Source organism: Lachnoanaerobaculum sp. Marseille-Q4761, from assembly GCF_017565785.1.
Lineage (GTDB): Bacteria > Bacillota > Clostridia > Lachnospirales > Lachnospiraceae > Lachnoanaerobaculum.
This window is the reverse complement of the sequence record NZ_JAGEKB010000001.1, coordinates 918652-944230: the sequence shown is the minus strand read 5'-3', so window position 1 is coordinate 944230 and position 25579 is coordinate 918652. Positions and strand designations below refer to the sequence as shown.

Annotated in this window: 21 protein-coding genes; 3 read left to right on the top strand and 18 right to left on the bottom strand. The window is 34.3% G+C overall.

The genetic code is table 11. From position 1 onward, the window contains the following. The first annotated feature begins 26 nt into the window (after positions 1–26). Positions 27–392: a hypothetical protein gene (locus J4O15_RS04350; protein WP_208099839.1), complete on the top strand. Its 366-nt coding sequence runs from the start codon at positions 27–29 to the stop codon at positions 390–392. Here J4O15_RS04350 and J4O15_RS04345 read toward each other — a convergent pair. The 5 genes from J4O15_RS04345 to J4O15_RS04325 all read right to left on the bottom strand — a co-directional run bounded on the left by J4O15_RS04345 (position 385) and on the right by J4O15_RS04325 (position 6017). Further along, positions 385–1029: a cyclase family protein gene (locus J4O15_RS04345; protein ID WP_208099838.1), complete on the bottom strand. Its 645-nt coding sequence runs from the start codon at positions 1027–1029 to the stop codon at positions 385–387. The two genes, J4O15_RS04350 and J4O15_RS04345, sit on opposite strands and share 8 nt — an antisense overlap. A gap of 9 nt (positions 1030–1038) precedes the next feature. Then, a complete protein-coding gene (locus J4O15_RS04340) occupies positions 1039–1560 on the bottom strand; it encodes a cysteine hydrolase family protein (protein WP_208099837.1) in 522 nt (173 codons plus the stop codon). A 125-nt stretch (positions 1561–1685) separates the two neighbouring features. After that, entirely contained in the window at positions 1686–3410 is a 1725-nt protein-coding gene (locus tag J4O15_RS04335) for a DUF3298 domain-containing protein (protein ID WP_208099836.1), read from the bottom strand. 23 nt (positions 3411–3433) lie between these two features. After that, positions 3434–5152, bottom strand: coding sequence for an RsiV family protein (locus tag J4O15_RS04330; protein WP_208099835.1), 1719 nt, complete (start codon positions 5150–5152; stop codon positions 3434–3436). A gap of 223 nt (positions 5153–5375) precedes the next feature. Then, positions 5376–6017 carry a helix-turn-helix transcriptional regulator gene (locus J4O15_RS04325; RefSeq protein WP_208099834.1) on the bottom strand — a complete coding sequence of 214 codons (642 nt, stop codon included), beginning with the start codon at positions 6015–6017 and terminating at the stop codon, positions 5376–5378. Between the two features lie 254 nt (positions 6018–6271). Between J4O15_RS04325 and J4O15_RS04320 the strand changes: the two genes are divergently transcribed. Further along, positions 6272–6721, top strand: a complete 450-nt coding sequence (locus tag J4O15_RS04320; protein WP_009220272.1) for a hypothetical protein — start codon at positions 6272–6274, stop codon at positions 6719–6721. Between the two features lie 53 nt (positions 6722–6774). Here the strand turns inward: J4O15_RS04320 and J4O15_RS04315 are convergent, their stop codons facing one another. The 5 genes from J4O15_RS04315 to J4O15_RS04295 all read right to left on the bottom strand — a co-directional run bounded on the left by J4O15_RS04315 (position 6775) and on the right by J4O15_RS04295 (position 17963). Then, positions 6775–9837: a toll/interleukin-1 receptor domain-containing protein gene (locus J4O15_RS04315; protein ID WP_208099833.1), complete on the bottom strand. Its 3063-nt coding sequence runs from the start codon at positions 9835–9837 to the stop codon at positions 6775–6777. A gap of 2 nt (positions 9838–9839) precedes the next feature. Further along, complete coding sequence (locus J4O15_RS04310) at positions 9840–11699, bottom strand: hypothetical protein (RefSeq protein ID WP_208099832.1); 1860 nt, start codon at positions 11697–11699, stop codon at positions 9840–9842. A gap of 237 nt (positions 11700–11936) precedes the next feature. Beyond that, the gene (locus J4O15_RS04305) at positions 11937–13424 is read right to left on the bottom strand and encodes a UDP-glucose--hexose-1-phosphate uridylyltransferase (protein WP_208099831.1); all 1488 of its coding nucleotides are present in this window, start codon (positions 13422–13424) and stop codon (positions 11937–11939) included. Between the two features lie 130 nt (positions 13425–13554). After that, positions 13555–14916, bottom strand: a complete 1362-nt coding sequence (locus J4O15_RS04300; protein ID WP_208099830.1) for an MFS transporter — start codon at positions 14914–14916, stop codon at positions 13555–13557. 23 nt (positions 14917–14939) lie between these two features. Next, positions 14940–17963 carry a glycoside hydrolase family 2 TIM barrel-domain containing protein gene (locus J4O15_RS04295; protein WP_208099829.1) on the bottom strand — a complete coding sequence of 1008 codons (3024 nt, stop codon included), beginning with the start codon at positions 17961–17963 and terminating at the stop codon, positions 14940–14942. Between the two features lie 169 nt (positions 17964–18132). On the opposite strand from J4O15_RS04295, the gene J4O15_RS04290 reads away from it, so the two are divergent. Next, on the top strand, positions 18133–18990 hold the full coding sequence (locus J4O15_RS04290; protein WP_208099828.1) for a helix-turn-helix domain-containing protein: 858 nt from the start codon (positions 18133–18135) through the stop codon (positions 18988–18990). A gap of 48 nt (positions 18991–19038) precedes the next feature. Here J4O15_RS04290 and J4O15_RS04285 read toward each other — a convergent pair whose 3' ends face one another. The 8 genes from J4O15_RS04285 to J4O15_RS04250 all read right to left on the bottom strand — a co-directional run bounded on the left by J4O15_RS04285 (position 19039) and on the right by J4O15_RS04250 (position 25560). Then, positions 19039–19596 carry a chromate transporter gene (locus J4O15_RS04285; protein WP_208099827.1) on the bottom strand — a complete coding sequence of 186 codons (558 nt, stop codon included), beginning with the start codon at positions 19594–19596 and terminating at the stop codon, positions 19039–19041. Further along, a complete protein-coding gene (locus J4O15_RS04280; RefSeq protein WP_009220281.1) occupies positions 19593–20153 on the bottom strand; it encodes a chromate transporter in 561 nt (186 codons plus the stop codon). Before J4O15_RS04280 ends, J4O15_RS04285 begins: the two co-directional genes overlap by 4 nt. Then, positions 20146–21144: an aldo/keto reductase gene (locus tag J4O15_RS04275; protein WP_009220282.1), complete on the bottom strand. Its 999-nt coding sequence runs from the start codon at positions 21142–21144 to the stop codon at positions 20146–20148. Before J4O15_RS04275 ends, J4O15_RS04280 begins: the two co-directional genes overlap by 8 nt. Positions 21145–21162: 18 nt before the next feature. Continuing rightward, positions 21163–21834 carry a YoaK family protein gene (locus tag J4O15_RS04270; RefSeq protein ID WP_243761956.1) on the bottom strand — a complete coding sequence of 224 codons (672 nt, stop codon included), beginning with the start codon at positions 21832–21834 and terminating at the stop codon, positions 21163–21165. 146 nt (positions 21835–21980) lie between these two features. After that, positions 21981–22715: a hypothetical protein gene (locus tag J4O15_RS04265; protein WP_208099826.1), complete on the bottom strand. Its 735-nt coding sequence runs from the start codon at positions 22713–22715 to the stop codon at positions 21981–21983. A 123-nt stretch (positions 22716–22838) separates the two neighbouring features. Then, complete coding sequence (locus J4O15_RS04260) at positions 22839–24023, bottom strand: SseB family protein (RefSeq protein WP_208099825.1); 1185 nt, start codon at positions 24021–24023, stop codon at positions 22839–22841. Between the two features lies 1 nt (position 24024). After that, a complete protein-coding gene (locus tag J4O15_RS04255; protein ID WP_208099824.1) occupies positions 24025–24696 on the bottom strand; it encodes a hypothetical protein in 672 nt (223 codons plus the stop codon). A gap of 156 nt (positions 24697–24852) precedes the next feature. Then, positions 24853–25560: a hypothetical protein gene (locus tag J4O15_RS04250; protein ID WP_009220287.1), complete on the bottom strand. Its 708-nt coding sequence runs from the start codon at positions 25558–25560 to the stop codon at positions 24853–24855. Positions 25561–25579 lie beyond the last annotated feature (19 nt).

Here is a 25579-nt window from a genome sequence, read left to right as displayed (position 1 = left end):
ACAAAGTATAAAGTAAGGAGGTCTAAATGAGAAAAGTATTAAGATTTTTAATGATAGGTACAATATATTGTTTGATATTTATTTTAAGTTCCTGTAGAAAATCAGATACGAATGAGACAGGTTTTAAAAACGGTGAGATTGAACAGCCTCAAATAATGTACAATCAGCAGATTTACTGTTACTATGCAACCGGATTTGATGATACCCTGCCACAAAACTACTCAAAAGTTGGCGAAGTAAAAGCCGTAGACAACCGTCAAAAGCCTGATGAAGATTTTAAAGCTTGCAGACTTGAAATCGGTCAGGCTGTTTATGCGGATACAGGGCAGGATATCATAGATACCGTTTATGTGCAGTATAGTGAAGGATATGCAAAGTTTGACCTTAATTAAGCCATGCCACCGCTCTTATCGGTGAACCGTCACAGTTTTCTATTTTTAAAGGAAAACAGCCAAACCAAAACAACTCATCTCCACACTGCTCCAGATTGGTAAGATTTTCTATATTTATAATATCGCAGTTTTCAAAAAGCTTTTTATGGCGGGTGAGATTCTCATCCGCTATAGGATCAAGCCCTATAACATCAAAACCTATCCCCTTATAATTTCCCTTTAAAATATAATCCATCACTTCATCATCAATGCAGGGATAATCTCCAAAATACTCATCACTCTCCCATATCTTATCCCAGCCCAGGTTAAACAGTAAGAAGTCGGCAATATCGGTTTTTTCTCCATAGGCCTTCAAATTCTCCATAGTGATTGACTCACCTTCCTTTAACATTCTACAGTCTATTACAAGAGCCTTACCGATAAATTGATCTATAGGAAATTCATCCAAAGTCTTTTTTCCCTCATAAATATGTGCCGGCGGATCCACATGTGTACCCGTATGAGTATAAATTTGAAGAAATGTCTCTTTAAATCCGTCTTTTTCATAGGTATTTGCGGGCGTAAGCTTAGGTTTATCAGTGCCCGGATATACAGGCATTTTTTCATTTATTATATGAGTTAAATCTATTACTTTCATATTTTATCCCTATTTTATATTTATCTGACAGCTTCTTAAGGTTTCCAGCGCAGCTTCATGTTTTTTAGGTGTAACACCTGCACAACAGCTTGAATCAACAAAAATCCTTGTTTCAGGTAAAAATGCCTTTAATAAAAGTGCGTTTGAAACCACACATATATCCGTACAAAGTCCCACCATCTCTATCTCAATATCCTCAGCCTTTGACAATTCAAGCATCTTATTTGCCAGATTAAGGCTTCCAAATCCGGGCTTTTTAAAGATATTTCCGGAATATATAAGCTCGGCTATACAAGGATAAAGCTCCCACCCGGATGTATTTTCTATACAATGTTTTACAGGAAGATTCTTTCCTTCCTGACTTTCTAAATAGTTTTCCTTATGCGTATCCATAGTTGCAAACACATCTTCCTTAGGATATTCCAAAATCTTTTTCCTTACAGCCTCTACAATAGATACCGCTTCACCGGTTCCCAAACTTCCGTCAATAAAATCCTTTTGCATATCTATTACAATCAATATCTTTCTCATATAGCCTCCATACTGTACAGATTATCTGTAAATTTTAAGCTTGCAGCAGTTATACACCGCAATGAGGGGCAAAATCCCCTTTGCCCCTCATTATATATGAAAATAAAATAATTTTAAATAAAATTTTATCCTACAAAAAGTATACCTTCAAAAAGTTCTTCAATATCCACACCATCCACAGTGCCCATCCATTCATTATCCCCAAAATCAACACTGATCCTGTAACAGTCACCATCATAGTCTAAAAGAGTATAGTCCTTAAGTGAGAAGTATTTATTGTCCATCCCATCCCATTCTTTATCTTCCACATATTTCTTATCGATAATTCTTACATCCATATATTCTTTTGCATCACTTTTTATAAAAAGAATATATGATTCTGCCGGTATTATAGCATCTCCCTTTATATTTCCGTCGGTATCCACTTCCTTACAGGAAATATCCGACTTTGTGCGTAAAACAACTCTATCTGTAATCTTATATGCATCATCCTTTTCTCTCGGATATCCGTTCTTACCTATTGACCATTCTCTTTCACCGGTTACAGTACTTAACAAATCAAAAGTCGTTTCCATAATAAATGAATCCGGATCTGTAAGAGTTTCCTCCAATATCTTATAGCTTCCACCTTCCTCTTCATTTTCCTTATATAGTGAATTCCTTGATAAGCTTAACAACCGGTATTCTTTTTCATTTTTATTAAGTGTATCAAGATCTATTTTATAAAGTACGTTTATATCACCTTCTTCAGCCATAAAATGATACATATAATATTTTCCGTCTTTTTTTACAATATATGATTCTGAACCGAATCCTTCAAATTCCAGCGTATCAACCCCTCTTACCACTACAGAGCCCACTGTGTATTTTTCACCTGTTTCATCCGGCTCCTCATAAATATTATTTACATAGACCATATCTCTTTCACCGTCATTATCAACATCCAGACGCAATGTCATATCACTGTTTAAAATCGGGAATACATAATCTTTTTCCTTACTGATGTATTTGGGTTCAAATATATCTTTGGCATCATCAAAATATACCGTAATCATCTGTGTCCCCTCTTCATAGTTTCCAAGGGTATATGTATCAAAATATAATGTAACTCCCTCGGCATTGGCAGTCCATGTCAAACCTGTAAAATCACCCTGATTAAAATCGTTTAAATATGTGGAAGGCTTCGTGATTTCAAGCTCCTTATAATCTTTTTCCGACATTTCATCCAGCAGATTTAAAAATGCTTCTCTATCTTTTACTATATCTTTAAGCTCTATTTGTTCACCTGTTTTTGTGTCAAAATTATAGGATGTTCTTGTTTCAATCGGATGTCTGATTCCCTGCTCCTCTATTTCATAATTAAGTATACTGACAATATCCTCATCCGCCCTCATTACATAACTCTTTGTTTCAATATATCTTGTCGTAGCGGGGTACTCGCTGTCTTTATCATTTTGACTGTACTCTTCCAGTTCCTCCTTTATCTCCTTAAACCTGATATCCACCATATCATTATATTCATTAAGGGCATTTCTTAGAGCTTCAAATTCTTTATCCTCTTCCCTCAGATTAAAATGTACACTGCTCATTGTATATAAATATCTGTAGTTTTCCATATCAAAATTCCCGTCATGAACTTCTTCCAAAATTATATGGGGCTTTTTTGATACGGTATTTTCCTTTTTCTTAGAGCCGACTTCCTTTTTATTTTCTTTTTTATCCCCGGTACTTTCTGTCTGCTCTTTGCTTTCCTTTATTACTTCCTCCTCTTTCTTACAGGACACTGATACAAATATCATTAAAATCATCAATACTGTAAGCCAAAAATATTTTTTGTTTTTAAATACCATAAAATCTCCTTAAAATTAAATCCTTATCCTGCAAATAAAATACCTTCAAAAATTTCATTTATATCCACACCGTCTATTGTATATGAAATCTCATCTCCCTCGCTGTCCAATGTGATTCTGTAACAATTTCCATCATAGTCAGGCAAAGTCTCTTCCTTCAGTGTAAAATGTCGCTCAACATCAGACCACTCTGAAACTTCCACATCATCCTTGTCTACAACCCACACATCCACATAGCTTTCATTATCACTGTACACAAACAGCAAATATGAATCCTCAGGTATAGAGGCAGACTTTTTTTCTTTTCCGTCTTTATCAATTTCCTCACAGTCAACTTCCCTTAATGTAAGAATTAAATAGGGCATATTGACCTTTGCTCTTTCAGTTTTTGCCATCGGTATGCCCTCATCTCCTACATACCATTCTCTTTCAGTCATAATTGTACCTAATATATAGCCCACTTCATCAGCCATAAATGTATCGGTATCTGTAAATGTCTCTTCTATATATGTATAAATTTCCACATTATCTTCAGCCTCAAAACTGTGATCCCTGCTTAAAAGAGATAAATAACTGAATTTATCATCATCCTTTTTCAAATCGGAAAGATTAAGACTTGTGAGAATAGAAACTTCCGCTTCGCCCCCAAATACATATATATAGTAATTACCTGATTTTTTGACTATATAAGCACTTCCTTCAGAGCCTTCAAAGCTCTTACTCTCATCGCCGACAAATACCTCCAGACCGGTAGTATATATATCTAGACTTTCTTTATCCTGTTCATATTTATTTTCCACATATACGGATTCTCTCTCCCCGTCACCGTCTATATCAATATGCAAGGTCATATTGTCTGCAAGAATCGGAAAAACATAGTCTTTTTCTTTATTGATATATTTTGATTCAAACAAATCATCATCCTCATCAAAACATATAGTAATAACCTGAGGTCCGTCAGTAAAGCTTCCCAGTGTTCCTGTATCAAAATACACTGTAACTCCCTCCGGACTTACTGTCCAAACCAGGTCTTTATAATCATTTTCCTTAAGCCCCTTTACATACTCTGAGGGCTTTGTAATATTGGACTCCTGATAATCCTTTTTTGCCAAGGCATCCACCAATTCAAAAAAGCTCTCATCATCCTTTACCACATCCAAAAAAGATAAGATTTTTCCTGTACGGGTATCAAAATTGCAAGATTCACGAGAATACATAGTTTTTGCACCGGTATAATTGTACTCTTCATAGTTTAATATACTTACAATGCTCTCATCAGATCTCATTATATAGGTATTTACAATATCTTTGAGTATAGACGAATTAAATCCGTCCTTCCTGTTTTCAATTTCCTGCTTACCGAAAAAATCCATATCTTCTTTCATTCCGGCATACTTTTCTTCCATTTTTTCATTATACTCTTCTATTGCCTTTCTGAGAGAATCAAAGCCCTCCTCCTCTTTTAAGCTGATTTTTATGCTTCTTAAGTTGTATAAATATTCACCCTCATACGAATCATAGGCATGCTCATTCATCTCGTTTAGAAGAATATGCGGCTTTTTTGAGTTTTTTTCTTGTTTCTCTTTTTTTACCTTACTCTCCTTAACAGCTTTAGATTCTTTTGTTTCCTGAATTTCCTCTGTCTCTGCTTCCTTCTTTGTTTCCTCATTTTTTTTACAGCCCACAGCCATCAAAACAGCAATTATCAATATCAACCATATAAGATTTCTTTTATACTTCATATACCCTCCTTAAAATCTTTTTATAAAATAGATTTTATACTCTATACAAATAAAAAGCCCCCTATAAATCTTCTTATTTATAGGGGAATCTGCATCCAAAACATAAACTATTCAGTGGATAGTGAATAAATGTTTGTTATTCAATTGATACCATCGGGCAATTCTACATCAAAATACCGCTCTTAGCCTAAAATTTTTCCGAAATCTTTTTATACTGCCTACTTTATAAATTTTTTTCATTCTCCATTAAAGCACAGTATCTGAGCATCATCTTCATGGAACTTACAGATAATTTAGCATAAATATTTTGATTATGATATCTTAATGTACTCTCTTTTATCTTAGCAATATCAAGGATTTCCTGCACACTGTATCCTTCTCTATGCAAATCAAATATTTTTCTCTCTGTCTTTGTAAGTTCATCTATACCTTTAATAAATTGTTTAAAGCTTTCAGGATCTATTTCCTTTTTTCTGTCATATTCAAGCCTTTTAATCCGCCGATTTAAATCATTGATTTTATTATTGTAAATTTCTTTTTCTTTATTCCTCTCTTCTTCAAAAATCATATAAAGCCATTTATAATCTTTTTTGACTTTTTGACTGTTTTCTCTTCCCTCTGATATACAGCTGCTTAAATCCTTAATAAGAATCTTAATAAGAAAATTCCCTGTAATAACAGCAATCAAGATTATAAAAATAAATATAAAAAATAATGATATTATAAAAGCAGCCATGTTTTGCCTGATTATCCCATAAATATATCCAAATCCTGTTATGCAAGACAGAGATAAAAAAGCAAGCAGTATTGACAATAACTCCACTATAAAAATATATATAAAAAGCTTTTTTCGCAAAAAATCCATATCACATCCTCACTGTCTGCCGATTTTATTAAATTATAAACCTTAAATACGGTTTTTGCCATACAAGGATTTAAAGGGCTTACAAATGAATAAGCCTTTAAATGTATTTTTTTACTGTAAAATGTACATTTAATAATTCTTGTTCTTAACAAGATACCTTTCATATCTTGATAAATTGTTGATAAATTGTTAAGATTTTGATATAATTGACGACAGTGATACTTCACAATTTTTATTTTTTGGAGGAACTAAAAGTGAATATATTTTTGACAATTCTTATTGTCATACTGGTTATATTGATTGTCGCTTTGGTTGCCCTTTACTTCTTTGGAAGAAAGATGGAGAGCAGACAGGTGGAATCTCAAGCCGCTATGGAAGCTGCAAAGCAAACGGTTTCAATGCTTATTATAGATAAAAAGAAACTGAAAATAAAAGAGTCGGGTTTACCCAAGATTGTATATGAGCAAACTCCTTGGTATCTTAAATGGACCAAGGTTCCTATTGTAAAAGCAAAAGTCGGACCTAAAATTATGACATTAATGGCAGATGAAAAAGTATTTGCCTCTATACCGCTAAAGACAGAGGTAAAGGCTGTAGTAAGCGGCATATATATATCCGATATAAAAAGTGTCAAAGGTGGAAAGCTTGTAAAAACAGAACCTAAGAAAAAAGGGTTCTTTGCAAAGCTGTTTAAAAAAGAATAAAATATAAATAAAAATACTGCCCGCTAAAAGCTGTGGCAGTATTTTTTATTATATTACTTTGCAATTATACCTATTTGTACCTTCTCTTCCTGTGAGAGTTTTCTTCCTGCAATAATACCCTCTATCTCAGCATTTACCTCATCCTCATTTAAAAGCTTATATACTGCAGATGCCATATAGTATTGGGATTTTGTACTGTCTTTATCAAAATTTACATAATAATTTTGATCTATTGCTATCAGCCTACCTTCAGGTGAAATATGACCGTTTACATTATAATCTTTTACCGATGGACTAAGTGTCATATTCAGTCTTCCGGTTGAAAAGTCAACCACATAACATTTTCTATCCGTTTCATTATTTCTTATCATCATCAGTATATCTGCATCTTCATTATATAGGTTGACATCATTAAAACTTAATGCGGTTTCTGCACATGTCTCATCCATTTCCCATTTACTTAAACCGTCCTTGTCGCTCCAATAAAATGCAGTATTATTCTGTATTCCCCTTAATTTTATTTCACCATCAGCTTTTTGTATATTTACTACCTCTCCCGGAATATCCACTATATGTTCATTAGTATCAAGATTGTACACGGAGGCTATACCTGCAAATCTGTTTATCACAAGGATTTCGGAGTTTATAAGTAATTTTATGACTCCTGATTCATCCTTTATATTATTATAGCTTTTTATCAGTTCTAAACTTTCCGTATCATATATCCTCAGTCCTTCTACACTGTCAAGCAGTAATATTTGCTTTGAATCATTGCTGAAAACAAATGCTGTCGAAGTAGTATTTATAACCAACTGCTTATTTATATCATTTTGAACATCATACAATTTTAATATCGGCTTTGCAGTTGATAAAGCATCCTTTGTCATACCTATATAGGCATAATATCTACCGTCATTTGATATTCTGTTATATTTTGGATTTGACATAATTCCATAAGTTGTCGGTTCATCAGGATTGATTTTTTTACTCGTCTTTCCGTCATCATCGGAAATAACAAAACCGCTTCCGTCAAACAGCAGCATATGTGAAAAATTATCGGAGTTTGCTATTATTCTTGCATATATAGGCTCTGATAAAACTCTTGATTTTAAATCAATTATCTTTATTGTCTGACTTTCGTGTGAGTTTGCAAGTATCTTACTTCCGTCTTTTAAATATATAAATTCTATAGGAACTCCGCCTCCATAGCTTAAATTATTCTCAACTATTATTTTATCCTTCCATATAGAATAATTTCCGTTTTCTCCAAAACCTACCACAGTATTTGTATCATAATTATAAGCAAAATATCTCATATTCACTTTCGGAAAATATATTTCATCCACTACTTCACCGCTGTTTCCATCCAGAATATATACCTGTGTACCTGCTTTTACCGCAATTTTTTCTCCATTGTAACTTTCAGTTAATACCCTTGTATCATTTGGGCTGATATACATTTCCTGTTTAAATATTTCCGTTTTATCTTCAAGTGAGATCTTTATAATATCACCCTCTGTAAGCAGTATTATATTCTTGCCGTCGGCTGAATAACTTGCCGCTATATATGGTTTATCAAATTCATCCTGCTCTAAAGCTATACCTTTTATCCTTGGTATAATATCTATTATGCTGCCATCTTTTAAACTTCTTCTTGTAAGCTGCTCCTCTGTATTATCTTCCAAAGCTATCAAAATCTCACTGCCGTCACGCTTAATATCGGCATATTTTACCTGTCCGTTGATCACAAAACCTCCCTGCTTTTGCCAGGTATCGGTATTATATACATAAAAGCAGGTATCATTATTTACAAGCGTAACATAGTACAATTTTGTATTATCCTCTGAAAACTTGGCAAGCATAGGTATACCTTCTATCTCAAGCTTTGCCACCTCTTCACCGCTTTCTATATCATAAATAATACAAGTACTGTCAAAAGAGGATGATACCAGATATTTTTCGTCCTTTGAAAACGCAACAAATTTGACCTGTTGGGTATGCCCTGTAAATCTTTTTAATACCTCTCCGTTTTCTACACTTGCTATGGCAGTATCATTATTATCAAGACCGTAAGCCACATATTTTTCATCCTCACTTATAGCCATATATGTAAATTTATTTTTTGTGGATATATTAGTAAGTGTGGAAGCACCACTATGATATATGGTACTGTTAAATATTGAAAACTCTTCAGCTTTTAAAGTATCATAATACTTCATATCCTTTTTTATAGGAAGCATAGCCTCTTTTGCCACCAATACCGCCTTGATATAATCTCCCTCCCTCACAAAGTCTTTGGCGGTTTTCATCAATATTCCGGTATTTGACTGCACGGCATCCTGTCTTGCAAGCTCCGCCTTTTGATAAGCATTTGCCATAAACAGTCCGAATATCAAAAATACCGCTCCCGCCATAGAGGATACGGTCAGAATCAGCTTGTTTTTTCTCTCCTTATCCCTTTGCTTAAGGTCTCCGAAACTGCAACCGAGTATTGTTGCCATTATCCTGTATTTTTCAATTTTTAATAATTTTAAGGATTCCTTTGTAAGCTCCTTTAATTTTGAAATATTATTATTTTGCAGATTTTCGTATCCGCTAAAATCAGCCTTAAGTATTTCATCAGGTCTTATATCGGCTGCAAGTACATCCTGTAGACTCTCATTATCCCCACGCTTAAGCTCCTTAAGTGCCTGCGGGAAAGACTCATCCGGCTCACCCTCTATAAGTACCGGTATTATTCTCTCATCCCCATGTAAGCTTTTAAAGGTCTCTATCTCCTTTTGACACCAGTCTGATAAAGGTGTTCTTTTGGAACATATAACTATAAGATATCTGCTTGTTTCAAGTGCCTCTTCTATGGAGGCACTCAGATCCCTCGCCGCCAGCTCCTCTCTGTCACGAAATACTCTAAAGGTGGGTTTTTTACCGTCTTCATAGAACTCCTTCGGAGGCTTGAATGTCTCTATCATCTGATGCACCTGCTTGGCAATGCTTTGATCCGGCTCTACATGTCTGTAACTTATAAAAGCATCATATTTATACTTTTTTTCATTATATTCATAGGCAGCTCTTTGCATTTCATCAGACGGTTTTCTATGCCTTTGCTCTTTTTCCATTTCTATTCCTCCTTTTGAAAGAGAGTAAATACCGACAATAAATCATATTCGGGATGGCAGATTTCAAACTTCTCCCCTTTTATAATATCCCAATCGTCTATAAGGCATGGATGTGTCTTTAAGTTCTCATCCTTTTTCTCTCCATACTTAAAATTCATTGCATAATAGCTGTTGCACCACCTCTTATGTTCAAGCCTTGATAAAAAATCAAGTAATGGAGCTTCTTCTAAATATTTACAAAATTCCTGCTTGAATTTTTCAGGATTTTCTTTTCGGTTTTTCTGCAAATCACTGAACTCTTCAAACTTTTTATTTAGATAATCGACAATCTCTTCCTCCGTTTTAGAAAAAAATACTTTTCTTACTATTTCTTCCTTTATTCTGTCATGTGATGCGGATAATCTTGAAGAATTCTTCTTTACATAGGAGAGTTCATTCCATTTTTGACCTTCTCCCATACCTGCCGCCACGGAAGATTTATTATAGCTTTCATTAAACTGTTTTGCACGATTATCAAGTGACTCTCTTATCATTACATCACCTGTCATAATCTGTGAAACATCACCGAAGATTCGGATTTTATCATGATTTTTAGGAAGTATATAGCTTAAATCCACATTGGATACATTTCTTATTATCTTTGGTACAGACTCAAAATACCCGTTAATTATCTTAAGATTTTTAAGACTCCTAACCACATCTTCATTCATTAAAAATATAATTGATAAATCATCATCATTTTTTATATTTCTTAAATGTTCATTTATGGCATTTTTTCCAAAACCAAGATCCATTACCTCTATATCCAAAGATTTTTTTAAACCTTCATTATTGTATAAAAGTTCTCTCATACGGTTGGCGGCATCCGTATCTATAATGCTGACCTTGGTATTTTCATTTAATGACATAGTCATATCATTTGAAATATGCTTTAGTAATGTGATTGTAAGCTCATTTATACCTATTATCAGTATATGCATTTTCTTTATATTTTTTTCTATAAGCTCTACCGAACAATTCTCTCCTATATCACAAAGCCCCTCAATATTGGCTGAAATACTTTGCCTTACACATTTATCGGATGTGAGCATTCTGACAGTTAAATCTGTCTGATCAAAATGTATGGTATCTATTCTTTTCAGTTTCTCTTCATTTTTTCTTTCAAGGCTTATCATATCCTCAATATATGAAGATACAGTCTTAGACTCACATTTTATATAGCAGTTTATATGTCTTTTAGGCTTGATCCTTTTTATAACATTGGTGTAGACAGCATAATTTTCCAAATCATTCTCCGAACAAAAAAAGATATACTTTGCATTATTGATATTTAAAGCGGAAAAAACTTCTTTTATCTCATTTCTGTCACTGTTTTCAAAATCCAGCTGATATGTAGCTATGCCCTTTTTCTCATATTTACTCTTTAAATTATCATCAATAAACTTTTTTGAAATAAGAGAAATCTTATATGAGTTTTTCTCATTTAGCAAATTATTGATCAATGTCTCACCTATAAAGCTGTTCTCAAATACCAAAATATGATTGCCGCTTATTTTATTAAAAACTATATTCTTTAGATGTAGCAGAGTAGTTGAAATCTTCGTAAATACAAAGGTGGATGTAAGTATTGGTGCAAGCCACTTTGCAAGCTCATAAAAAATAGTTGTATTATCCCCGGGAGATATAGGCGGTGCAAATAAAAACAGCTTTATAATACCGTATAATACAGCTGAAATCAGTTGAATAGGATCATCTATCTTGACTTTATAGTATTCATAAAGACTTTGAAATCCCAGAATAATTGTTACAATCAATATGACAAGATATATTTTTTTCTTATAATAATTTTTATTTTCTCTCATATCATCACCTTCTACTATGCTAAATACTTTTTAATATTATCCAACCAAGTTTTTATATAAGTTTTAAGAATATTGCCTTCATTATATATTATTTGCGACTACAGTTTATAACAACAATTTTAATGATTTATAAAATTATTAAGAATTTAATTCCAACAAATATATAAGGCTGCCAATATTGACAGCCCTGTATTTACACAAAAGAAATATTCGGTATAAAACCTTTTCTTTTAAACATTATAAAGTTTTTATAAATCGGTCAAATGCTTCCTGACCGTCTTTATTTCTCTTATATACTCCTGCACATTCAAGAACCTTTACAAACACCTTACTGATTTCATCCTGAATAATACCATGTATATTCTCAGCATTTATATCATAGTTTTTGATCCATTCATCCACCCAGTCTGCATGCTTTTTAAGCTCCTCATTACTTCTTATATCTTTCTTTAAAAGGATATATTCCTCTAAAAGAGACATTTCTTTTTTCAGTCTGGCAGGAAGAACCGCAAGTCCCATTACTTCGATAAGACCGATATTCTCCTTTTTTATATGATGAAGATCTGCCGAAGGATGATATACACCCCATGGGCTCTCATCAGTTGTGATATTATTTCTAAGCACCAAATCTATCTCATACAGATCCCCATGCATTCTTGCAATAGGAGTAATAGTATTATGCGGTATACCCTCGGACTCGCTAAAGATAAATGTAGCCTCATCACTATAGCCTCTCCATACTGATAAAATATGTTCTGAAGCCTCCACTATTTTGTCAATATCCTTGCCTTGAAGTCTTATAACGGACATTGGCCATTTTACAATACCCGCAGTTATATCCTCATATCCCGGAAGTACAAAATTTCTGTCATAAGGAGCCGTTGCCATTGCAAATACATATCCTCCACCCTGAAAATGATCATGGCTTAATATAGAGCCTCCGACAATAGGCAAATCCGCATTGGAGCCGGCTGTATAATGTGGAAAGAGCTTAACAAATTCCAGAAGCTTTTTAAATACCGCCCTGTCAATTTTCATCGGCTTATGTTCTTTATTAAAAATAATACAATGCTCATTATAATAAACATAGGGTGAATACTGCAGGAAATAGTCTTCCCCATCCAAAGAAACAGGAATAAGTATAAGATTTTGTCTTGCAGGATGTGAAAAATGCCCCGCATATCCCTCATTCTCCATACAAAGAAGACAACTTGGATAACCTGACCTTTTTGCCTGTCCCGCTTTGGCTATATCCCTCGGATCTTTTTCAGGTTTTGAAAGATTTATAGTAATATCTATCGGTCCGTATTCCGTTTCAGTAACCCACTTTTCATCCTTTGCGATACGGTCTGTACGGATATAATTTATTCTCTTGCTGAATTTATAATAAAAGTCGGTAGCCAACTTGCTGCTTATATGATATATCTCTTTAAATATTCTTCTTACGGTTGACGGCATCGGTGTAAGCTGTCCCATAATTTTTGTATCAAAGAGATCGGTAGTCGTTACCGTATCATCTTCAATAATACCGTTTTCATAGGCAAACCTGCACATATCGGAGAGTATATCTACAAGTGCTCTTTCCTCTTTTATCTCTTCTTCTTCAAACTCTATTTGTCCGAACAATTCAAGCAGTCTGTTTGTTACATAAACTCTGTCATCTTCATCCACCAAATACTCACGCATACCGTAATCCATAAGTTCATTGATAAGCCTGTTAATCATATTTTTGCTCCCTAAACTGTCTTTATTTTCCCATATAAACACTCTGCACATTCATTATCAATCAATAAATCCCCAATTGCAATAGATAAAAATTGCATTAATAAAGAAATTTTATTCTGTTTTACAATTATCACAATATTTGCTTTTGAATATCCTTATTTGCCTTTTCCACATTCAGATTTATAAGTATAAAAGTTATCAACACATTAAAAAACATCGGGAGCCATAAATACATAATATAAAGCATATTTACGCAGGACTGTGGCTGATCCACGGCATTTTGCACATATCCGCTTGCTGCAAGCATCCAACCGGCGATAGCTGTCCCCAGCCCGCCGCCTACCTTAGTTCCGAATGATGTACAAGAATACATCGTGCCGTCCACCTTCTTGCCTGTTGTAAGTCTTGTATATTCAGAGGTCGTTGCAATAAGAGCATTCATATCTCCTTGAAGAGGACTCATACCAAATGCTGCAATCGCTGTAAAAAAAAGCATAAGAGGAATATTCCCCATATATCCCGCAATAACCACACACAGACGACCGGCAGTACCTATTATATATCCGGCTATATTGAGTTTATACATACCGTGAAGTCTTGACACAAGAACAGGTGTTACTAAAAGTCCCGCAATCATAGGAATATTAATAGCCCAGGAGAATGTTCCAAACAGTCCGTCATCTCCAAGTACATACTTCATAAAGTAAATACCCATTCCAAGTGTTGCGGAATAAAGCTGCATCAAAAGATAAGCACCGCAGATCATAAGGAAATACTTATTGTGAACAAGTATCTTAAATGCATCAATAAGATTATATTTTTCCTGTGGTTCATCTTCAATTTTTCCTTCAGAGAGTTCATCATCTGAAAGTTCTCTAACTGATAATACCGATACGGTATTTGAGATAACTCCGATAATGGAATATATAATGGCAACTGTTCTCCAAGCCGCTGCATTGCCGCCAAGCTTTGCCACAACTCCGACTGTTACCGCCTGAATAAGCATGCTTGTTCCAAAGGCAAACATAAATCTGATAGAGCCCATCTGAACTCTCTCGGAATTATTCTTTGTAATAAGTGCGGTAAGTGCTGAATATGCAATATTATTGGCTGTATAAAATCCTGCATTTAATAATGTATATGCTATAAAAAACCAGGCATACTGAGCTTTTCTTCCCATATCCACAGGAATGCAAAATATTGCTATCAAGCATATGGCACATCCGAAATATCCATATAACATCCAAGGTCTTGCCTTACCCATTTTGGTATTGGTCTTATCTATCATTGCACCGAAGAACACATCACTGATACCGTCAAAAATCTTTGAAACAGCAATCAATGTTCCTACTATACCTGCATTCAAGCCTATGATATCTGTTAAGTATATCATTACAAATGCAGCTAAAAGTGCATAGACTACATTCCCGGCTATATCTCCAGAACCGTAACCCACCTTGTTATACCACTTTAAATATTTCTTTTCTTCCATAGAAACTCTCCTCGTATATATTTTTACTTCACAAAAGGTATTATCCTTATTTCAAAATCAAATTCCGTATCATTAAATCTATACTTATCTATTACAACCGGTCCACAGCTGTTTGAACCTATACCGTTTAGAGCATAATCGAGGCAGAGAACTGTGCTGTCAGACTCTTCAAGTTCAAAATTATGTGCCGCTCTTTCAAGCTCTTCCTGTGTATAAACCGAAGCATTAAATGAGAAAGTTTTTTTGGCTGCAGCCACCATACCGAACTGCCCGTTTGCAAGCTCCACATAGTCACAGTCATAATGGCTACCGTTTTCCTGCGGATTTATATAATCTTCATGCATCTCACTCAACTTTGCTCTGTAAATACCATGGCTTGTAGAATGATGTTTATCTCTATAACTCTCATAAGGTCCCATACCAAAATAGGAAACATTTTCAAGTTTCTTATCAAGGAATAATCTTATTCCAAATCTTGGTAAATCGGGGAACTCTTCATCCTTTATAACATGGATGGATGATGTTATTGCTCCCATACAGTCAATCCTCCAAATGATATTTGCATCCAAAATCTTTTGAATACTTGCCGCCGACATGGAAGTTTTTACCGATATCTCTACATATTTTTCCGACTGTATTATATCTGTTTCATAAGCTCTTACATATGCTTCATTATACTTTGCCTTCTTCCATTCAAGCTTTGCATACATATCATTATCTGTAGGTGCTCTCCAAATATTAAGCTCCATAGGACTGTTAATATATTCTCTTCCTGCAAATACCAAAGATTCAAACATTCCGTTTTTCTTGCTGTAAGTATAGGTAAATGACTGTCCCCTAATAATTACCGATGTATCATCTTCTGCAACTTCCATATCTGATAAAGTAATTTCTCTATCCAGCCATCTAAGCGCATTTTGATTTCTTCCGTCTGTATTTTTAATCTTTACTTCATCAAATCCAAGTTCATATCCCTTTTGTATTAATGGCATTTCTTTTTTAAGTTTATAAATAAGCTTAAGGAATACCTTGCCCTTATTTGGAATCTTTATATTAAGCTCCAGCTCCTTCTCACTATGTGACTTGATGGATGGAAGTTCCAAAACACCTGACTCAACAACTATTCCGTCGCAATTTACTTCATAAAAAACATCTACAAAGTCCTTTAAATCATCAAAATCCATATAGTTGTGAAGTATCAGCTTTCCGCTTTCCTCATTATATGAAACCACTCTTGCAGGCCTGTAAACATTCTTATATTCTAAGAGTCCTGTATGAGGTCTTCTATCCGGATATACCAGTCCGTCCATACAGAAGTTTAAGTCATGTACAATTTCTCCATGGTCACCGCCATAGTAGTACATAGCTTTGCCGTTTTCGTCTTTCCCCTTATATATTGCATGATCACACCACTCCCATACAAAACCTCCGCACATAAGGTCATTTCCTTGAATAAGCTCAAAATAATCCTCAAAATCTCCCGGTCCGTTTCCCATACTGTGGCAATACTCCACCAACAAGAACGGCTTGCTTGCGTCATTTTTTAGATATTCTCTGATTTCATCAAGTTTCGGATACATTCTGCTGTATATATCCAGATGATCGTAATTATATACCACATCATAATTTCTGTATCTTGCACTCTCATACTGTGTAATTCTTGAATGATCAAACTCCTTTGTCCACTTAAGTGCCTTTTCAAAATTGCATCCGTAGGCACTCTCATTTCCCATTGACCACATTACGATGGAAGGTCTGTTCTTATCTCTTTGTACCATAAGCTTTACTCTGTCAAGAATAGATTCTTCCCATGCAGGATCATCTGCTATTTTCTCATTCCATCTTTTGAATCTGTTATAATCATTATCCTCTTTTCTATAGAGCATAACCGGTCCATGTGCCTCAATATCCGCCTCATCAATAACCATAAATCCAAACTTATCACATAGCTGATAAAAATACGGGGCATTTGGATAATGACTACTTCTGATAGCATTAAAATTATGCTGCTTCATCAAAGTAAGGTCTGTCATCAGTTGTTCCATACCTATAGTAAATCCTGTTACAGGATCCGAGTCATGTCTGTTAACTCCTCTAAACTTTATATTTTGATTATTAAAATAAAGTACCTTATCAAGGATCTCAACACTTCTAAATCCTACATACTCAATAATAACTTCATTTTCTGTTTCAAGTATCAAGGTATAAAGATATGGATTTTCAGTATTCCAAAGAACAGGATCCAAAACTTCAAACTCAATGCTTCCGCTTTTATCTATTTCGCCTCTTGCTGTTTCATTTCCTGCTTTATCCTCAAGAGCTATTTTCACCCTTACCCGATCTGTAAGTTCAATATCCAGTTTTAGCTTTCCTTCTTCTGTACTTACTTTATAATCTCTTATAGCAGCCTCCGGTCTTTTTAAGATATATACATCTCTGAAAATTCCGGTCATACGGAACTTATCCTGATCCTCAAGGTAAGAACCGTCACACCATTTCATTACCAAAACAGCAATAGTATTCTTTCCGTCTTTTATTACATCCGTAATATCAAATTCACTTGTAGCATGAGGTACCTGACTGTAGCCCACATATGAACCGTTTATCCACAAATAAAATGAACTGTCCACACCTTCAAAATTCAAAAATGCTTTTTTAGCTTTCTCATCCTCACTATAATTAAATTCATAGACATAAGCTCCACATGGAATATCCTGTGGCAAATATGGCGGATCAAAGGGAAAAGGATATTTGATATTTGTATACTGATGACAGTCATAACCCTCATTCTGCCATACTCCGGGCACTTTCATATCTACATATTCGGATACATCAAATCCCGGTTTATAAAACTCTTCCTTTACATCATAGATACTCTCAAAATACTTAAACTTCCATATACCGTTTAAAAACTGAATCCTGTCTGAGCTTTCTCGATGCTCCACAAGATTATCCATTCTCTTTGAAGCCGGAATATAATATGCTCTTGCAGGCATAGTGTTCTCATGTAAAACACTCAGATCCTCATAATAACGCGGTACAATCATTTTAACCTCCTTTTATATGAACAATATCATACTATAATATTTAATTTTACTTTCGCACAACTTCTGGTTATTTTTATTCTAATGTTTTTATACACTTTTTTCTATAAACTATAATGGATATAATATGCACAAAATGATACAATTATAAAAACACTGATTAGGAGGTCTTATGTATTTAAATTGCGGTTATATGCACAATTCCGCCATAGACTTTAAAGACAAATCAAAGCCGCTTATTGTCGGAAGCTGTGGTACTTATCGTCTGCTCACTACACCAAAACTTCCTACTTACCGACCTCGTGGACGCCTTGACTATCAACTCATTTATATAAGTGCAGGGCAGGTATATTTTCATTTTGATAATAAGGAAAATGAAACAGTTATTAAAGCCGGAAATATGGTTTTGTTTCGCCCGAAGGAATTTCAAAAATATGAATACTATAGTATTGATAAAACGGAAGTGTATTGGGTTCATTTCACAGGAAGTGATGTCAAAAATATATTGAGGAGATACGGCATTAAAGATGATTTACACTATTTCTTTGTAGGTACATCTTTGGAATATGAAAGAATTTATAAAAAAATGATCTCAGAGTTACAGCGTTATCAGAATAATTATGAAGAAATGCTCTCAATACTTATGCGTCAGCTACTTATCTGCATATATAGAGAACTTCAAAAAGAAAGAAAGATTTCGGATATTTATCTGGACAATGAAATGGATATGGCGACTCAGTATTTCACTGATAACTACAGTAGTGATATCAGTATTGAAGAGTATGCATCTTCAAGAGGTATGAGTATCAGTTGGTTTATAAGAAATTTCAAAAAATTTACCGGTATCACTCCTATGCATTTTATTGTTGCAACCCGAATTTCCAATGCACAGTTGCTTCTTGAAACCACTAAATACTCCATATCCGAAATATCAAGAATTGTAGGATATGATAATCCGCTCTACTTTAGCAGACTTTTTCACAAGGTAAAGGGATTTGCTCCATCAGAGTACAGGAAAAGTATAAAATAATAAAAAGCTGTAGAAAATATCAATGAATATTTTTCTACAGCTTTTGTTTTATAGAAATATTATATTGTATAACAGATTTAATAAACCTGCCAAAACCATTACAAGTATAGGATTCTTTTCATACTTTATCAAAAGTACCAAACATATTACAAATATAAACAACATATGCAATCTAAGGTTTTCTAATATAAATTCATTCAATCCAAAGGCTGATTGCAATATCTTTATTCCGGATATTGCAATCAAAACCACTACCGCCGGTCTTAAAACAGAAAGTATTGTTTGCAGTATAGTGAGCTTTTTATATTTCATATACATCCATGACAGAAAAATCAAAAGCAGACTGGCAGGAAGTATACAACCAAAAGTAGCAACCAATGCACCCGGTATTCCACCTATTCTGATACCTACAAAGGTAGCTGAATTTACTGCGATAGGTCCGGGTGTCATCTGTGATATGGTAATAAGATCCGTAAACTCTTCCAAAGTAAGCCAATGGTATGTATCCACCACTTCACTCTGGATGATGGGCATTGCCGCATAACCTCCGCCAAAACTGAAGGCTCCTATTTTTAAAAAACTTATAAACAATTTTAGATAAATCATTTACTTTTCTCCACATTTCTTGATAATAAGGCCTTTATAATTCCTACTAAAATACAGACTAATATAATATATACCACATTTACTTTCAAATAAAAATTGAGAACAAAGGCTGTCAACATTATAATGATATTAAAAAAGCCCTTCTTTACTATATCCGCTCCCATCTGACAGCTTACAGAAGCAATCACGGCACCTACTCCAGCCTGCATGCCTTCAAGCATATATGCAATAAATCTGTTATCCCTAAACATAACATAAAACATTGATATAACAGAAATTATCAAAAACGGAGGAATAACGGTGGCAAATATTGCCACTATAACTCCCGCTATCCCTGCAATCTTATAACCGACCACAATAGCTCCGTTTACAGCAATGGCTCCCGGTGCAGACTGTGCAATAGCCACCAAATCAAGCATCTCATCATTTTCAATCCAATTATATTCATCTACAAACTTTTTCTTCATCAGAGTAACTATTACATACCCCCCACCAAAGGTAAATGCACTCAAGTACAGAGTCGAAATAAAAAGTTTTATAAGAACTTTTCTATTCATATTCTTTTACTATCTCATCTATTTTCTTTAATTCTTCCTCACTGAAACAAACCTTATTTATAGCCGCTATATTATCAAGTACCTGTGATGACTTTGAGGCACCTATAAGTACTGAAGTCACTATACCGTCTCTAAGTACCCAGGCAAGTGCCATTTGTGCAAGGCTCTGATCTCTTTCTTTTGCAATATCATTTAATTTGCTTATTGCTTCCATTTTCTTTGTCGTCAGATTATCTTCCTTTAAAAATCTTCCGTCAGTTACTATTCTGCTGTCTGAAGGTATTCCATTAAGATATCTGTCGGTTAAAAGTCCCTGTGCAAGAGGGCTGAATGAGATAATTCCCTTTTTTAACTTTGCTGCCATATCTTTTAGACCGTTATTTTCAATGGTTCTGTCAAATATTGAATATCTGTTTTGATTTATTATAAAAGGAACCTTAAGCTCGTCTAATATTTTTGTAGCCTGCTTTAATGTTTCACCGTCATAGTTTGAAAGTCCCACATATAATGCCTTACCGCTGCTTACTATCTGTGCCAGTGCGCCACAGGTCTCTTCAAGCGGAGTGTTCTTATCCATTCTGTGATGATAAAAGATATCCACATATTCAAGTCCCATTCTCTTTAGGCTTTGGTCAATACTTGCTATCAGATATTTTCTGCTTCCCCAGTCGCCATAAGGACCTTCCCACATAGTATATCCGGCCTTACTACTGATAATCATTTCATCTCTGTACTTAGAAAGTTCTTCTTTCAGTATTATTCCGAAATTTTTCTCCGCACTTCCAGGTGCAGGTCCGTAGTTATTTGCCAAATCAAAATGAGTGATACCATTGTCAAAGGCTGTAAATAAAATATCCTTCATAGTTTCAAGATTGGAAAAATCCCCGAAATTATGCCAAAGCCCCAGTGATACCAATGGCAACTTTAAACCGCTGCTTCCACAATGAGCATATCTCATTTGCTCATATCTGTCCTCCATTGCAAAATACATAAAAACTCCTTTCAAATATCAATTTTCAAATTCCTTGAACATTATTAAAAAAATCACTGTCATCATTCCTGCCGCAAATAAAATAGCCTTTTCAGCAAAAAAATTAACAGCAAAATATCCCATCATAGTACCCATAATAAATACAAATATACAGATATAATAGTAAAGCCCTTTTTCAAGTGCAGACTTATCATTAGTTTTTATTCCACGATACAGATTCTGTGTTCCACTTTTTAGATTTCCGGTACACATAGTAGTTGCCATAGCTGTACCTCTAACCTTTGGAAATGTGGCAAACTGTATTCCTGATATCATAGATATTATTGAATTGGCTACTTGGTTCATATCTTGAGGCAAAAAAGCTACAAACACAAATGCAGCTATCTCAAATACCACTATTATCTGTCTCCAATGTATAATATTTATTTTTTCTTTTCTGTGCTTTATTATCTCACATACAGCCACACCTATGGCAAAGGACAATATCGGTATAAGATAATTTATTGAATCTAAAAACTTGCCTTCACATATCTTTAATGTCATCAATATTATATTACCCGTTTCGGCATTTGCAAAAACCTTTCCACGGTTTATATATGAATAAGCATCCATAAAACCCCCGGAAAGTGCCAAAAGTACCCCAACTATTATGGACTCTGATATCTGCCATCTTTTCATTTTAATCTCCATTCTACCGCATGAGAGCGACACAAATAGTGATGCAAAGCATTTTTCACACTATCCCCCTTCCTATAAAATAATACCTCTTTATTTTAAACCATAATATAACTAAATAAAAGCAATAAAAAATAGCGAGATAAACTCGCTATAATTTTTTATCTTAATGCTGTAAATGTATCCAGTGCCTTTTGTGCTCTTTCTTCAGAAATACTGCTGGCTGTAATAATCGCCATAAAGTTTCCGGACTTTATATAAATCTGTTTTCTATATACCGTATAATCTCCGGTAGTATCTGTTGCACTCATTGCAATGGTTTCCTTACCTGTAAACATAGCCTTGCCGCTCTCTACACTGACATTTACCATACCGGCTGCCTTATACTGCTCCTGCAGTCTTGCCACCACTTTTTCAAGCTCTGTCTCATTCTCAAAAGGAGTGCCCATTTTTTCAATAACCACATTTACATTGCTGACACCTGTTCCGTTCTCACTTGTAGCATATACATCCATATATATACTTTCATCAGCCACTTCCTCCGAGATACCCGACTGCTTTATAAAAATATCTCTCATTTGGGCAATATTTTCTCTGGTTTCCATCTTATAATTATTTGCAGGTGCATCAAATTTGATATTAAAAACCTCATTTGTATATACGGAATTTTCTTTTCTTCCTCTATAATACTGTATATCTTCTTCTGTATGAGTATCTTGTTTTAAAACCTCCGCCTGTGTAGTTGTCTCCTCTGTAGTAGGTTCTTCTGTAGTTGTTTCTTCTACAGTTGATTCAGCCTGTGTGCTTTCAGCTAAAGTCTCCGCCTTGGTTCCCCCGCTGCATGCTGTTACTGCCATTGTTAAAAATAACAAGGCTGCAAAAATATTTTTCTTCATATCACTTCTCCGTGTAATAATCAATTTTGAACATTGTAAAATTGAAATGTTTTTAATTACAATGAGATATTACAACAATGTGATTAAAATGTAAATATTTTTTTAAACAAGCTTATATAATAATTAAGATATTTGCCGTATTTTTTTATAAAGAGGAGGATTTCTCATCATATCCTTTGCAAAATATGCCTGCTCCAATGTAGCAAAATCCATATATACTATATGATGTAACAAATCCCTGCAATTTTCATAAATAGCTGTATAATATTTTCTGACATCTGTATCATCTATATCTATTATAATCAAATAAGATTCTATACCCTCTTCATCTACTCTAAGCATAATATCAATCATATTTATTTCGCTGTGAGAGTTTCCAAAAGCTTTCAGTCTTCTTTTTATTGCCAATACTTCTTCATTATCTGCGGGATATCCCAAAAGATTCTTTTCTCCACCCTTTGCGACCTTTCTTTCTATCTTAGCCTCACCGAATTCACTTTTATAGCCTGATGAATTAACTATACTTTCTATACTTTTTGAGTTCATATAGAATGAATGTGGTCCATAAGGATTGATAATAAAGCCTTCACTGCTATTTAAAAAGCCTAAAATATCAGGAAATCTTACAATTACAGTCTGCTGTTTCCAATCAGTCAAAGTATTATCCGCCCAATTTTTCACCGCAATCCAATCTGTAAATACAGGCAGTGCATTTATCCCTCCTTCAAGTCCGATACCGTATACATCTATTTTGGTATCTTCTTTTAGAGTAATTTCTCCTCTGCCCTCCATATTTCCGGATATACTTACAGGCAGCAAATAATGTGCCCTGACCATTTCACGGAAAAACAAATTTATAAAATCTTCATCTGTATATGTATCTTCATATTCATATAAAAGTCCCAGTATATAGGGATTTTCAGCAGCCCTATTTACATCCGCTTCTATCTGATATTCAATATTTGTAATCAAAGCATATTTAAAGTCTGAGGTATTCCCCTTCATACCTTCAAAGAAAAGTTTTGCGTATGAATCTTTTATAAACTCACGTTCATTATCTGTCTTATCTTTAATTTTTGCAATTTTAAGATGTGATATTCTGCCGTCCTTAAATAAGAGAGTAACTTCTTCCTTTCCTACCGTACCGCAGACAAAGCCCTCCAAAAAAATACCCTCTGTATTTTCTTTATTTACTGATTTTACCACCATGGTAAATCTGTTTTTCTCTGTTTTTTGTGTATTTATAATTGCTTTATTATCATTATTTTCCTTTTTTGAAAAAGCCTCTTTTATTTTATCCCAAAACATACTACTCTGCCTTTGTGAACATATCCATTCCCGTCTTAGCTAAATTTGCATCCGTTGTGACATAGACAATATTTACTATACGATCTCCCGACTTTATAAAAGCCTGTATATTATACTGTGTTACATCACCTGAAGTTACTTCATTGTAAATACATGGTACATCCTCACCAAGTAATTTTGTGGTTGTTATTTCTAACTTTGCATTCTCAACTTTATACTCTTCATTTATTTTCTTTTGTTCCTCGACTGTTTTTTCCATATATGCTTTAATATCTGTGATTTCAGGATTTAATATGCCAAGCATTGCTATTTTTGTATAAGCACTGTCATAGGCATACATATCCATATACCCTTCAGGACTTTCCTGCCCTATAGCTGAAAGTTCCTCTTCTCCTGCCAGATTCATATTATTGGCTGCGGCGTCAAACTTTATATTCAAAGCTTTGTTTGTATAAACATTACCATCCGCCACTCCTTTTAATTCACCTATATCTTTTGTGCTTTCATTCTTTTTATCGAACTCTGTAAGAGACTCTACCATTGTTTCGCTGCTCTTTGTTACGGCAACACTTTCACTTGCAGCTGTTGTTTGTGCTTTTTCCTTACCTGCACATGCTGTTAACACCAATATTGATGCTATAGCAAATACTGTTAACTTAAATTTCTTTCTCATATTTCCTCCAATTTAAAATGATTTTTTTATAATGATTATACAAGACAAAATATACTAAAGCTTTATACATTGCATTAAGTTTTTATTTAAAATAAGCGAATATAATATATAAAAAATCTTCCAAACCTAATCTATTTTGGAAGATTTTATGTAATATTATTCAGCTTTTGTAAACATATCTAAAAGACTCTGTGCATCAGCTTCATCTTTTCCTGTAACTGTGATTATTCCTACATAATCACCCCTTGTTATAATCACCTGCTTTTGGTATTGTGTGGTACCGTTTGCAGTGATTGAAATAATAATACTTGCAATATCCTCACCCAAAAACTTTTCTTCTTTGCTTTCTATATTGATTTCAGTAAATCCCATACTTTCAAACTCATTCTTAAGTAAGGGAACACTCTTATCCGCATATTCTTTTGCATTCTTTACGCCTTTTCCTGATATATTCTCAATTATTACATTGGCACTCCTAAAATGCTCTTCACCATTTGCATACATATCCATAAATACATTTCCGCTATCAAGAATTGACTTGACAGCATCCAAATCATTCCTATCCGTGGAATTTCCCATCTGCCCCAGCTCCGAGTCGGTAAGTAATGTCATTTGGTTTGCACCTGCGTCAAACTTAATATTAAACATCTTATTAGTGTACACTTCACCATCTATCTGTCCTAAAGTAAGTGAAGTTCCTCCGGTATTATCTTTCTTTGCCTCTGTAGTTTCATCAATACTGCTTTTTGTTTCAGCAGCCTCTGTAGTAACGGCATCTTCCTTCTTTTCAACCGACTTACACGCCGTAAAAGATAATGCAGATAGCACTATCATTCCCATAATAATTTTAAAATTTTTTCTCATTTTTCCTCCACGATTTATT

Excerpts from the sequence above, each read along its gene's own strand:
- J4O15_RS04335 (WP_208099836.1), bottom strand. The coding sequence starts at position 3,410 with ATGGTATTTAAAAACAAAAAATATTTTTGGCTTACAGTATTGATGATT.
- J4O15_RS04305 (WP_208099831.1), bottom strand. The coding sequence starts at position 13,424 with ATGATTAACAGGCTTATCAATGAACTTATGGATTACGGTATGCGTGAG.
- J4O15_RS04270 (WP_243761956.1), bottom strand. The coding sequence starts at position 21,834 with ATGGAGATTAAAATGAAAAGATGGCAGATATCAGAGTCCATAATAGTT.
- J4O15_RS04330 (WP_208099835.1), bottom strand. The coding sequence starts at position 5,152 with ATGAAGTATAAAAGAAATCTTATATGGTTGATATTGATAATTGCTGTT.
- J4O15_RS04265 (WP_208099826.1), bottom strand. The coding sequence starts at position 22,715 with ATGAAGAAAAATATTTTTGCAGCCTTGTTATTTTTAACAATGGCAGTA.
- J4O15_RS04310 (WP_208099832.1), bottom strand. The coding sequence starts at position 11,699 with ATGAGAGAAAATAAAAATTATTATAAGAAAAAAATATATCTTGTCATA.
- J4O15_RS04295 (WP_208099829.1), bottom strand. The coding sequence starts at position 17,963 with ATGATTGTACCGCGTTATTATGAGGATCTGAGTGTTTTACATGAGAAC.
- J4O15_RS04290 (WP_208099828.1), top strand. The coding sequence starts at position 18,133 with ATGTATTTAAATTGCGGTTATATGCACAATTCCGCCATAGACTTTAAA.
- J4O15_RS04325 (WP_208099834.1), bottom strand. The coding sequence starts at position 6,017 with ATGGATTTTTTGCGAAAAAAGCTTTTTATATATATTTTTATAGTGGAG.
- J4O15_RS04250 (WP_009220287.1), bottom strand. The coding sequence starts at position 25,560 with ATGAGAAAAAATTTTAAAATTATTATGGGAATGATAGTGCTATCTGCA.
- J4O15_RS04285 (WP_208099827.1), bottom strand. The coding sequence starts at position 19,596 with ATGATTTATCTAAAATTGTTTATAAGTTTTTTAAAAATAGGAGCCTTC.
- J4O15_RS04340 (WP_208099837.1), bottom strand. The coding sequence starts at position 1,560 with ATGAGAAAGATATTGATTGTAATAGATATGCAAAAGGATTTTATTGAC.
- J4O15_RS04345 (WP_208099838.1), bottom strand. The coding sequence starts at position 1,029 with ATGAAAGTAATAGATTTAACTCATATAATAAATGAAAAAATGCCTGTA.
- J4O15_RS04255 (WP_208099824.1), bottom strand. The coding sequence starts at position 24,696 with ATGAGAAAGAAATTTAAGTTAACAGTATTTGCTATAGCATCAATATTG.
- J4O15_RS04260 (WP_208099825.1), bottom strand. The coding sequence starts at position 24,023 with ATGTTTTGGGATAAAATAAAAGAGGCTTTTTCAAAAAAGGAAAATAAT.
- J4O15_RS04300 (WP_208099830.1), bottom strand. The coding sequence starts at position 14,916 with ATGGAAGAAAAGAAATATTTAAAGTGGTATAACAAGGTGGGTTACGGT.
- J4O15_RS04315 (WP_208099833.1), bottom strand. The coding sequence starts at position 9,837 with ATGGAAAAAGAGCAAAGGCATAGAAAACCGTCTGATGAAATGCAAAGA.
- J4O15_RS04280 (WP_009220281.1), bottom strand. The coding sequence starts at position 20,153 with ATGAATAGAAAAGTTCTTATAAAACTTTTTATTTCGACTCTGTACTTG.
- J4O15_RS04350 (WP_208099839.1), top strand. The coding sequence starts at position 27 with ATGAGAAAAGTATTAAGATTTTTAATGATAGGTACAATATATTGTTTG.
- J4O15_RS04275 (WP_009220282.1), bottom strand. The coding sequence starts at position 21,144 with ATGTATTTTGCAATGGAGGACAGATATGAGCAAATGAGATATGCTCAT.